Consider the following 13110-nt stretch of genomic DNA (forward strand, 5'->3'; position numbering starts at 1 on the left):
TATTTCTAAAGCACTTTTCATTTCTTTTTCTTTTTTTGCTATTTACAATTTTGGTTTTTGAAATGGTATAAGCAACTTGCATTGCTTATACCATTTACTAACCAAACTTAAATTCTTATCGTTCTTTGATATTTTATTTTAGAAATTTGGAGCATTAACATCCCACCAGGTTCTGGTTCCACCATTATCAGGGCCTCCTAATTTTGCTAGTCCTGTTTGATACCCACCAGGATTTCCGTCTTTTTCACTAGAAACAAAAGGTATTCTTCTTACACCAAATTCAGTAGTAACTGTACCACCACTTTGATTATTAAGAATTGGTAATAATTTTGGGTAACCTGTTCTACGGTGATCAGCCCAAGCTTCCATCCCATCAGGGAAATTAGCAATCCATTTTTGAGTAATGATTTTTTGCAGTTTTACTTCGTTGCTTGCTGCATTATCCCAGGCAACAGTAACTTTATTTACCGCTAAACCACTATTAGATGGGGCAACCGGATCTACATAATCTTTAGCCATTTTTACATTATCAGCGATATAATCAGCAGCACCGCCAGTAGCAAGCAAATCAAATGATGCATTAATACCAGCTTTATATAATGTTTCAGCGTCACCTCCCATATTCCAACCTCTTAGAGCTCCTTCTGCTCTTAAAAAGTAAACTTCGGACGTATTCAACCATACTACTCTTTTATCGTCTCTTATTATCTTACCAAAATTTGAGAATGTCATATGTATGGTTTTATCTCCCTGATTTCCTCCGGTACGAACTCCTTTGTATTCTCCAGGAACTTGCTCAGATGTTGCAAAATAAACCTGCATTCTAGGATCATTGTAACCTCCCATAATAGACTCCATATCTGCAGACATACGGCTGTCATTGTATTCATAAGCAGCTACCTTAAGAGGATGCTGTGATACATTCTTAGTTACTATAAAACTATCGCCTGCAACTTTCATTACACCAAATTTTTGGCTAATGGCTTTTTCAGCTTCAGCTTTAGCTAATGCCGGATTTACTTTTACAATACGCATTGCTAATCTCAAGCGCAATGAATTTGCATATATAACCCATTTTTTATAATCACCTTCATATGTTGAACGATCTATATTCGTAAAAGAACTTTTCTCTCCGGCATCGATTCTTTTTGTTAATTCTGTTACGGCGAAGTCTAGATCTTTAAACATTAATCCATAAGCTTCTTCCTGAGAATCATATGCAATTGTTGCATCAGTAGTACCTAATTTTGAGTACACAATTGGCCCCCATGAATCTGCTGCTTTATGTAAAGTTTGTACTTTAATAATTGTAGCAAGAGCGTAAAACTCATCATATTTACCTTTAGCTGCAGCTTCAACTTTTAAGTAATTTGCCATAACTTGTGTGTACATAGCTTCCCAGCCCCAAAGATTCCAGTTATCAGAAAGTGCGTATGAAAGATTGTTAGCTCCATCAAAACCTGGAGGAGTTGTGTAACCTCCCCAGTTATTTCCAGACAAGTCAATAGCTACCTGGTACTTCCAACCCGGAACATTCACCATCACATTATCGAACATGGTCGTAAAAGGACCTTTTATATAATTAAAATCCTGTTTTAGTTCGTCTTGTGTAAAAGCATCAGGATTGCTATTAATCTCGTTGAAATTATCTGTACAACCAACTAAGGCTAAAAGACCAAAACAGATTAATGATTTTTTTATATTATTTGTTTTCATGATATTTTAATTAGAAAGTTACATTTAAATTAAGACCAATACTTCTTGTTGATGGCATACCATAAATATCAACTCCTTGTAAGCCTTGACCTGTACTCAAAGCAATGTTTGGATCAAAAGGTGCGTCTTTATAAATAAAGAATAAGTTTCTTGCTATTAATGATAAAGTTGCTGTATTAACAAAAGGAAGTACTTTTTTATTGAAAGTATAACCAAGAGAAACCTCTCTTAAACTTACGTTTGTAGCATCGTACACATATTCAGCTGTAGCTCCGTTAACTCCGGCAACTGTAGTATAGTATTGCTCAGCAGGCATAGAAGTTACTTTTGTACCATCAGGTTTCACTGCATTTATTGCAACACCTCCTGCATTTCTTGCATCTCCACTTCTTTTTGAAACTCCATAAAAATCATTCATAGATTCAGTAATACTCATTACCTCTCCTCCAAAACGTCCATCGATCAAGAAATTAGCTGTAAAAGCTCCAAATTTAAATGTGTTTGACCATCCTAACATAAAGTCAGGATTTGCATTACCTACTTCGCGCAATCCAGCTTCTAACGACACATTTCCTTTATCATCTAAAACAATTTCTCCCTGATCATTTTTAACAATATGTTTTCCTTCAATAACTCCAAAAGGTCTGCCTTCAGTTAAAGCATATCTGTAATTGATATTATTTACAGGAGTTAAAGGAATTGTACCTCCTAATTCTTCAGGAATTTCTTTAACTTTATTTCTATTTTGAGAATAATTTACAGTAGTATCCCAAGAAAATTTATCTCCAGCAATGATTTTTCCAGTAAGAACAACCTCAAAACCTTGATTTGCAATGCTACCGGCATTAATTCCATAATTAGCATAACCAAAAGGATTGGTTGCAGGGGCAGCAACTTGAACATATTGATTTTTAGTTTCTGAGTTGTAGTACGAAACCTCAAATCCTAATCTATTATTAAACATTCTCCACTCAGTACCAAATTCATATTCTGATTTTAATTCTGGTTTTAATGATTCACCTGGTCTTGGTCCTACTGAAGGATAAAGAATATTACCTCCTTGGATCGTTGATTTTGGAGTAGTTACAAAAGTCGAAATATCATTTCCTACTTGCGCGTAAGTTCCTCTCACTTTAGCAAAATTAACCCACTCTGGCATGCTTGTCATTTCACTTAAAAGAGCTGTAACCCCTACAGATGGATAAAAATAAGATGGAGTATCTGTATTCACTAAAGTAGAAGACCAGTCGTTACGTCCTGTAACATCTAAATACAACATGTTTTTATAACCAAAAGTTGCAGACGCAAAGATGGACTGAACTTCTCTTGAAGAACCTGTAGCCTGAAGACTTAAATTATCTAATCCTGTTGCAGGTCCAAAATTACCCAACGTAAACAAGTTAGCATTAACAAGACCTCCAACAATACCAGAATCTAAAGTAGTGGCATGATTTCCTAATGTATTGTTTATACTTGCCCCAATGATGGCATTAAAACTAAAATTTTCATTGAAATTAGTATTGATTTTAGCGATTAAATCTCCATAACGCTGTGTGCTTAATGTAGCAACATTGATGTATCTACCATTTATATTAGATAAGGAAATGTTGGTAGTTGCGTATATTCTTTTATCAAAATCGTTTTCAATTCTGTTATAACTATATCTCGCACCAATACTTAACCAATTGTTTGCTTTATAGTCTAGTGCTATATTTCCGTTAAAGAAATTGTCCTTATCAACAGATTTGTTTCTATTGATTAACCAATATGGATTCTGAACATAAATATCAGCATTTGGTGCACTATAAAAATTTTGTCCGTATAAATTTCGATCAGGCTGATAGGCTTCAAAATTATCCTTATAATAGTTAAAGTCATTTCCTCTTTGGAACAAATATACTCCTGTTAAAGGATTTGAGTAAAGTCCGTTTACAGGTCTGTTATCAATAGTTTGAGTTGTATATTTTGCATCAGCAGAAACCGTTAATTTATTATCAAAAAATTTCGCTGTCTGACGAATTCCAAAATTATTTTTCTTTAATCCATTCCCTTCTATAATTCCAGAAGCAGAAGTATTAGCATAAGATAAACTAGTTGAATTTACATCTGTTCCTGTTGTAAACGCTAATGAAGTAATTTGTGTAACTCCCGTATTAAAAAAATCTTTTTCAAAATCATTTGACTGCACTTTTCCTCCCCAAGATTTTTGAGCATTAGCAGTTCCATATTCATGCTGGAATTTTGGCAATGAATGCACCGATTCGAAAGTTGTAACAGAAGAAACTGCTAAATTTGATGCATTTTCTTTATTCTTTTTAGAAGAAAGCAAAATAACACCATTTGCTCCCTGAGATCCGTAAAGTACAGAAGCAGCTGCACCTTTAAGTACTGTCATTCCTTCATAATCATCAGGATTAATTAAAGAAACAGTATCACCTCCATCACGGTTACCTCCGGCAGTACTACCAAATGAATCATTTGGCTGATTTGAAGAACCATTATATAAAGGAATACCATCAATAACATAAAGTGGCTGGCTATTCATAATAGAAGAGTTACCACGAATAATTACTTTAGTAGATCCTCCGGTACCTCCAGAACTTTTTGTTACAGCTACACCGGCAATTTTACCAGCAATTGTATTGATAACGTTGGCATCTTTTACACGAGTTAACTCTTCTCCTTTAAGTTCCTGAGCTGAATAAGTTAAAGATTTTCTAGTTTTCTTAAGACCTAATGAAGTTACAACAACCTCTGTAAGAGCATTTGATGCTGCAACAGCCATTTTAACATTAATTGTAGCGGTATCACCTACAACTATTTTTTGTGTTTCAAGACCTACATAAGTAAAAACTAAAGTCTGTCCCTTTTGCACTTCAACTGTGTACAAACCATCAAAATCGGTAGTAGCACCTTTTTGACCTCCTTGTACTGCAACGGATGCCCCTGGCAACGGCAACCCATCAGAATCTGTAATCACACCTTTGACACTCTTTACTTGTGCAAGTGAAACCTGCGCCGTAAAAACAATCATAAAGATTAAGAAAATTTTTTTCATGTTTATTTATTTTGTTAGTTATGGTGTAAATTTATTCTTAAGGGATTGTTAAAAAAAATATTTTATACAAACAGCTTTAAATTTTAAACCAACGACATAAATCAATCAATAATCCGTTTCACGAAAACGTTTTCAAATTAATATATGTGCTATGTTTAACCTATTTACCAATGTTTTATGCAGTTATTTTACTTATTTACTAAAAAATCATCATCTACAATAAAAACCTAATAATGTGAGTTTTACGACAAAAAAACACTTTAAAAGGCGGATTTATTCGATAAAACAGAATTTTTAGAATAGTTAAAATCTTATTAATTTAAAGGACATATGCAGTCTTGAATTTTAATTTAGTTGCCACACAATCCTGTAGTTCTCACTTTTAAGCTTGTATATTTTTGATGAATTACATCTAATAAAGAATATTCGCCAAAAGAATCCTGAGCAATTTCCCAAATCATTATTCCTCCGGTATTTTGAGAAGCAAATTCAACTTTTTTAGCAATGGTTGATTTTCCGTTGTAATATATTTTACCAAGCTCGTCCTGATCTGCAAATTGGGTTCCTGCTATTATAATATCATTATAGGTTGAACTGGTAACATCAGGATAGGTAAAATTATAGCCGTAAAAAGGCACACCAAGCGTTAATTTATCACCTGGCACATTTTGAAGTTTATGCCAAAAATCAATTCCTTCTTTAGCAAACTCAAAAGAGCTGTGCTGACCCGGCTTATCAGGAGTCCAGGGGCCCGTACTATCGTAAGCCATAATATTAATAAAGTCGAATGCATTTAATGCTGCCTGAGTTATATTTTCGAAACGCGAATTATTAGGCAAAGCTGCCGTTAATAATTTTTTACGCTCGGCAAGGCTCTTTTTTAATTCAATTACAAAACCACTATATCCTGAGGTCACAGCATTCCATTCGAGATCTACATCTACTCCATCCAACTGATGCAATTCGACAAAATTGACAATGTTCTGAATTAAAGCTGGCCTGTTTTCTGGTTTATCTATTAAAAAAGACCAATTTGAGGCCTGTTCTTCTGATATTACTCCACCGGCGAGTGAAATACTAATTATAATTTTAGGATTAACTGACTTTGCATATTTAATCAGAGCATCCAGATCTCCGCTAAATACTATATTTCCATTTTTATCCGGGTTTGCAAACGCGATATTGAGATGCGTTAATTGACAAAACTGAATAGCATTGATTTTATTAAAATTATCCGAAGATAAATACCCAACAACTCTGGCTGTTTTATTTTTTGAATCTACAGGATCAGGTTGTTTTTCTCTCGAACAGCTGTATGCTGAAAAAAGGGAACTTATAAAAAAAAGGATGCCTAATAAGGCTTTATTTTTTATCATAATTTTGAATTTAAACTTGTTGTTTGTAATTTTAATTAGAATGAAAATAATACCTCATTAGGCATAACTTTATATTTGGAATTTATTTTTTAGTTTACATCCCACCAAACTTTACCAAACCAGTCATTCTTTCCTCCTAATCTCGCTAAGGCTTCCTGATAATTTTTTTCATTTTTTTGTAGTTCATCACTTGGATAGTACAAACGTGTTGGCACAATACCACCCGTTCCTGAATCTGAATTTGTAATTGGTATTAAGTGAGGATATCCTGTTCTTCTCCAGTTCGAGTATCCTTCGATACTATTAAATAGATAGGTAATCCAAATTTGTGTTCCAATTTGTTCTTTTTCTGTACCAGGCAATAAAGGTTTCGCATTTACATAAGCGTCGATGCTTGCCTGACTTGCAGGAGTCGCACCATAAATAGACAATTGTTTAATTCCTGCCTCAACACCTTTTTTGTAATATTCTGCAGCAGAACCTGAAACCCATCCTCTAAAAGCAGCTTCGGCTAATAACAATTGGCTCTCTGAATAACTTACGTGCAAGAACGGAGTTGTTCTTAATTTTAAATAAGGCTGTATACCAGAGGCTGAATTTGATCCTCCGGAAAGCTCCCATCTAAACACTCCCGGTTTAACCCCTTCGTACAATGTTTCTCCCGGCTGTAGTGGCGCACCCGGAACTATACTACTACTGGTTTTAGGAGTAGCGATCATAGTCAATCTTGGATCTCCGTTATTTTTTAAATAATCTATTAGTAATGAACTAAAATGATCTCCCTGCTCATTTCCTATAAAACCATAAGACAATCCGTTTCCTCTATAGTCCAGTCTGGCTGGATCATCACTAAAGGGAAAATCTAAATGCTGCATAATACAGTTATCAGCATTGCTTTCAAAAACGCCATTTTGTAACGCTGCTTTTGCTTGTTTTTCTGCTTCAGCTGGGCTTACTTCAGAAATTCTCATCGCCGCACGCAAACGCATAGTGTTGGCTAATTTTTTCCATTTAGAAACATCTCCTTTATAAAACAAATCTCCTTTGATCAGGTCTTTTCCAACATTTAATTGATTATAGGCCTCTTCTAATTCTCTAAAAAATGAAGCATAAATATCTTGTTGTTTATCATATTTAGGTGTTACAATTCCTTTAGAAAAAGCCAGACCCGCTTCTGAATAAGGTACATCTCCATAAATATCTGTTAATCGCTGTGCCACCATTACTTTCATAATTTTAGCAACTGCATTCATATTTACAGCCGAAGCATCTTTTCCGGTTACATCCAGAATATCTACAACACTTTTCATTTCATGAGCATATACGTTTCTCCATAAGGCTACTGCATATTCCTCTGAATTATTAAATTTACCACCGTAGTTTGTTACTGCCCACGAACCAGAGTAATGCTGCACAAAACCTCCGGCATAAATTAGATTGGTTCTATGCTGATAGTATCCGTCTCCAGACATACACAATTGTGTAAATGAAAGCTGACCTGCCGGATTTGCAGATAACGCCACAGGATCTTTTTCCAGTTCGTCAAAATTTTCTGTACAGCCAACTACCGTAAAAACTGCAAGCATGGCTATTATATATTTGATTTTCATAATCTACTTTTTTAGAATGTAATTTTAATATTAAAACCATACGATTGTCTTGATGGTAATGAACCATATTCAAAACCTTGTCCGTTTCCTGAAGTATACATAGACTCCGGATCAATGTTTGGTAAATCTTTATTGAATGTCAATAGATTTCTTCCAAATACAGAAACATAAATTGAATTTATTTTTGCTCCTCCAAAAACGCTTTTAGGTATATTATACCCTAAACTTACCTCTCTTAATTTTACATATGAAGCATCATAAATAAATGGCGCCGGAGTAGCATCTGTAACATTTCTCCAATATTCCTGAGGATCTACAGGTTTGGTATTTTTTACATAAACAGGATTCTGAGCTGTTCCTGTATTTACCACTCCATTTGCTACATAACCACCGGTAGGAACCCAATTATTGATGTCGAAATTAGGATCGTTTGCAGCAGCTTGTGTTCTTGCAGCGATATACGCATCTCTTCCTTCTGTAGTTACATCTAATAATCCTCTCATTGCAGCAACTGAGTTTGTCATAGAATAAACATCCATACCAAATTTCATATCTAATAAAAACTGAAGCGTGATTCCTTTATAAGTAAATCTATTGGTTAAACCCGCTGCCCAATCCGGAACTCCTTTTCCTAAAACTACTTTATTATCTGTATATACAGGCATACCTTGTGCATTTACAATCATTTCTCCTGAAGGTGTTCTTTGAAAATCTCTTCCAATGATAGTACCGTATTTTCCACCAACCTGAGCAACAATCGCTGCGTTAGCCCAACGAGCCTCAGAAATTGTGTAGGTATTAATTTCAGGATGTAAAGAAAGAATTGAGTTTTTATTTCTGGAATAGTTTAAGTCAATTCCCCATTCAAAGTCCTTCGTTTTTATTGGTGAACCAGATAAAAAGATCTCAATACCTTCGTTACGCAATTCACCGGCATTTACAGAAAGATATTCATATCCTGATGTTGATGAAGAAGCTAAATCAAGTGTTTGATCAGATGTATCCTCACGATACACCGTTATATCAGCTTTTAATCTGTTTTTAAAGAAAGCTGTTTCTAAACCAAACTCGATTCCTTTTTTCGTTTGAAAAGTCAGGTTTGCATTTGGTGCCGATGTATTCTTAACATTTACAACACTTTGCCCGTCGTAAGAAGAATATGTAGTATAATTTAATGCATTTTTATAAGCCCCTGGAGCATTAGAAACTTTTGCCCATGAAGCTCTTAATTTTCCATAAGAAAAAGTATCTCCCTGAATGTTAAATGCATCCGAGAATACAAAACCTAATGAAGCTCCCGGATAGAAAGCATCTTTATTAATAACGCTAAACCAGTCATTTCTTCCCGTAAACTCAGCATATAGATACCCTTTATAATCCAATTTTGCAGAACCGTAAACAGAATTTGTTCTTGTTCTTGTTTCTATTGGTGCATTTATTGTCTGCGTGGAAAAATTACTAATAAACTCTGTTCCCGGCTGAATAATATTGGTTCCCTCACTAGAATTTTCAGATCTTCTAAAATCTCTTCTAGTTGCTCCTAAAATTCCTGAGAAAGTCAGATCATTAGCTAATTTAATTCCGCTAAAAGTAGCAATGATATCCGTATTCATTTCAGAAACGGTGATATCACCTACTCTAAGATAACCAGTATCTCTTCCAGGCCATGTACTTCCAGGCACCATAAAATCTTTAGAATCAAAAATATAAGTATCTAAACCAGTTCTAAAAGTCAGTGCAACCCATTTTTCTAGTTGATACGTTCCGGCAACATTCCCTGTAAAACGATTTTTCTTAGAAGTATTGTGGTTTGCATCTACAGTTAAATAAGGATTTAATTGATAAATATTATTATTCCATTTATAAACTTCTCCAGTCTCCGGATTTCCATAATTTTTCAACCACGCCTGATCAATATTTGGCGCCAGACCACTTAAAGAATACCCCACATTGTTTGGTGAATCACCCAATCCAGGTCGGTTATTTGTAGTCTCTACCATATAATTTACATTAGCATCTAAAGTAAATTTATCTGATTTTAATGTACCGTTTAAACTAGCATTGTTTCTTTCTAAACCAGAATTAGGAACAACATCATCATTTTTCAGGTTATTGAATCCAAAACGAAGAAATGCATTTTCACTTCCTCCAGAAAGTGCAATTCCGTTTGTTGTTGTAACACCGGTCTTGAAAAAATCCTGAATATTATTTTCAACTCTTGCATAAGGTCGCATAGAACCATCAAATATTTTTACTTGTGTTCCTATACTATTTGAAAATTTAGGTCCCCAGGCACTGGTTGTATACCCGTAAACTTCGCTAGGTGCTTTTGTCGGATCTGGCAAAATTCCGTGACCTCCCGTACCATATTCAGTTTGAAAATCATCATATTTTGCATTTACCCGGTCAAAACTAACACCACTTGTTAATTCTACTTGTAATTTTCCTTTGCTTCCTTTTTTAGTTGTAATTAAAATTACCCCGTTTAACGCTCTTGAACCATATAAAGCTGATGCGGCTGCACCTTTTAAGACAGTAAGACTTTCAATATCATTTGGGTTAAGACTTGAAATTCCGTCTCCGTTATCTCTTCCGTCGAACCATTTACTGGCTCCGGCAGTGTCATTATTCAAACCTGAGTTATCAATAGGAACTCCATCAACAATATAAAGTGGCTGGTTACTCTCCCCTATACTTGAAATTCCTCTAATAATAACTCTGGAGCTCCCTCCAACTCCTGTGGCAGGCATAGAAATATCAACACCGGCAATTTTACCTGAAAGTGCCGACGCTACATTGGTTGTAATCACTTTATTAAGCTGATCACCTTTAATGTCCTGAACTGCATAACCCAATTCTTTTTTCTGTCTCTTGATACCTAATGCGGTAACAACAACTTCGTTTAAGTTTTGTGCATCTTCTGTGAGCACAACATTTACTGTAGCTGATTGTGTTACAGTAACTTTCTCAGTTTTGATTCCGATAAACGAAAAAACAAGAACATCTCCTGCAGATGCTTGTATCGTAAATTTTCCGTCATAATCAGACTGGGTTGCGGTTTTGGTACCCTGAATAATAATACTTACTCCCGGCAGCGGCAATCCGTTTTGATCGCTTACTAAACCTTTGATTGTTTTTACCTGAGCAAGCGAGAGCTGCGCCGTAAAAACAAACATAAAGATTAACATAATTTGTTTCATTTTATTATGGTTTTGTTGGTTAAGCGATAAATTTATTGTTAAAATTAACATAAATAAAACATTTTAAACATACAGCACAAAACCTTAAACGAACGACACAAAACAATCAACAATATGTTTTACGAAAACGATATACCACACTAATAATACAAAATATGTCTTTTTTTATAAAATTTTATTCAAAAGAATTGCGTTTTACCCAGTAATTGTTTAAAGTTGCACAATATTTCCAGCATACCAAACAACCAAATCTAAATTCCCAAATTAAAGTTGACCGAAATTCAAAAATTAAAATTTGATATTAAGCTTAAAAATCATGTTTGGTTTTGGGGTAGCTATTTCACTCTTAACTTTTTACGATGGGGAGCGTACTTTAATGACTATCCTTATTCGTTTAAATCAAACTTAATTGAGTTCTCACTGCACATTCCCTTAGTCTATTTTAACCTTTTTGTTTTGGTGCCCAAATATGTACTGAAACAAAAATATATTACCTATACCCTCGCATTAATATCAAGTCTTTTTGGAATCTATCTGCTAAAAACAGCTTTGACCTATTATATTATATCGGAAAACATCTGGCCGGAAGCCAATAGAGAGTACCATCCTTTTGATATTAATCATATTCTGGCAGTTTGTATCGGAGAGTTGTACGTTCTGGCTATGGCATCATCTGTTTACCTTACTTTGACATGGCTTCGCGAAAGAGAACGAAACAGGTCTTTAAGAGAAAACCAGTTTAAAATCAAATTAAAATACCTTGAAAATCAAATTCAGCCGCATTTCTTTTTCAATACCTTAAATAATTTATACGCTTTATCATTAGAATCTTCTGATAAAGTTCCGGATGTTATTATAAAACTATCAAATTTGATGGAATATGTTTTATATGATGTAAAAGGAACCAAATTTGTTCCATTAATTAAAGAAATTGATTATATTCAGAATTATATCGAAATCGAGAAGTTACGCTTTGAGAATGTAGAAGTTACAGTCAATCTCGAATCGAATATAGAAGATATTGTTGTACCCCCATTGATATTCATCTCATTGGTCGAAAACGCCTTTAAACACGGAGGAATCAACAACAATAATCTAAAAATTAAGATTAATTGTAAAGTCATCGACAATAAATTGTTAGATTTTGAAATCTTAAATAATTTTGTAAATTCACAAAATCTTAATGCTAAAGGCGGAATTGGTTTAGTCAATACAAAAAAAAGATTAAAATTAATTTACAAAAACAATTTCAGTTTAAAACATACAACGAAGTTAAATTACTATATAATTCGTTTGCAAATACCTATTGATAATGAAGATTAAATGCGTGTTGATTGACGATGAGCCATTGGCTATCAAAGTCCTGCAAAATTATTTTACAAATTTTACAGATTTTGAGGTAATTGGCACATTCAATAATTCTCTGGAAGCGCTCGATTTTATAAACAGTACTACTGTCGATACCGTATTTCTTGACATCAACATGCCTATGATGACAGGTTTTGAACTCATTAGTTTAATCGAAAATAAAACCAAAGTTATCATCACCACTGCTTTTAGGGAATTTGCTGCAGAAAGCTATGATCTTGATGTTTTAGATTATTTAGTAAAACCTATTCCGTTACCACGTTTTATAAAATGCATTAATAAAATCACCACCGAGTACAATTTAAAAAACAATATTAAAGTCGAAACCACAAAAGGCGATTCGCATATTTTTATCAAGGTCGATAAAAAAATGATGAAAATTAATATTGAAGAAATTCTATTTGTCGAAGGAATGAAAGAATACATCAAAGTAGTTACTCCTGATAAAACCTATATTACCCATAAATCACTGACATCTTTGTCAGAAGAATTACCTGCTGATCGCTTTTTGCGCATCCATAAATCTTACGTAATTGCCTTAAATAAGGTGAAATCTATCGAAGGAAACCGTATTCAGATACAATCTTATACCATTCCGATAGGCAGAAACTACAGCAAAGAGGTCAAAAACAAAATTTTAGAATAAACTTTAACTTTTAAATTCATTTTCTAAGTCGGTAAAAATTAACACATTGTTGAAAAAATGACGCCGTTGGTTTAAATTTAACATTATTTGTGCCTTTTTATTTTTTTTTGATATACTTAACAAATATATTTACGGT

Annotated in this window: 7 protein-coding genes; 2 read left to right on the plus strand and 5 right to left on the minus strand. The window is 34.0% G+C overall.

What is annotated here, in order from left to right:
- Window positions 1–138: 138 nt before the first annotated feature.
- The 5 genes from IRZ78_RS21905 to IRZ78_RS21925 all read right to left on the minus strand — a co-directional run bounded on the left by IRZ78_RS21905 (window position 139) and on the right by IRZ78_RS21925 (window position 10960).
- Window positions 139–1716 (minus strand): SusD/RagB family nutrient-binding outer membrane lipoprotein, encoded by a 1578-nt coding sequence (locus IRZ78_RS21905; protein WP_194618836.1) that lies wholly within the window; start codon window positions 1714–1716, stop codon window positions 139–141.
- 10 nt (window positions 1717–1726) lie between these two features.
- Window positions 1727–4774, minus strand: coding sequence for a SusC/RagA family TonB-linked outer membrane protein (locus tag IRZ78_RS21910; protein ID WP_194618845.1), 3048 nt, complete (start codon window positions 4772–4774; stop codon window positions 1727–1729).
- 350 nt (window positions 4775–5124) lie between these two features.
- Window positions 5125–6150 (minus strand): glycosyl hydrolase family 18 protein, encoded by a 1026-nt coding sequence (locus IRZ78_RS21915; RefSeq protein ID WP_194618847.1) that lies wholly within the window; start codon window positions 6148–6150, stop codon window positions 5125–5127.
- A gap of 89 nt (window positions 6151–6239) precedes the next feature.
- Complete coding sequence (locus tag IRZ78_RS21920; protein ID WP_194618857.1) at window positions 6240–7760, minus strand: SusD/RagB family nutrient-binding outer membrane lipoprotein; 1521 nt, start codon at window positions 7758–7760, stop codon at window positions 6240–6242.
- Window positions 7761–7771: 11 nt separating this feature from the next.
- A complete protein-coding gene (locus IRZ78_RS21925; RefSeq protein ID WP_194618865.1) occupies window positions 7772–10960 on the minus strand; it encodes a SusC/RagA family TonB-linked outer membrane protein in 3189 nt (1062 codons plus the stop codon).
- Window positions 10961–11230: 270 nt separating this feature from the next.
- Between IRZ78_RS21925 and IRZ78_RS21930 the strand changes: the two genes are divergently transcribed.
- Window positions 11231–12283 carry a sensor histidine kinase gene (locus IRZ78_RS21930; protein WP_194618867.1) on the plus strand — a complete coding sequence of 351 codons (1053 nt, stop codon included), beginning with the start codon at window positions 11231–11233 and terminating at the stop codon, window positions 12281–12283.
- A complete protein-coding gene (locus IRZ78_RS21935) occupies window positions 12273–12974 on the plus strand; it encodes a LytTR family DNA-binding domain-containing protein (protein WP_194618869.1) in 702 nt (233 codons plus the stop codon). Before IRZ78_RS21930 ends, IRZ78_RS21935 begins: the two co-directional genes overlap by 11 nt.
- Window positions 12975–13110 lie beyond the last annotated feature (136 nt).

The sequence above is a fragment of the Flavobacterium sp. CSZ genome (assembly GCF_015350725.1).
In the GTDB taxonomy this organism is placed as follows: Bacteria; Bacteroidota; Bacteroidia; order Flavobacteriales; family Flavobacteriaceae; genus Flavobacterium.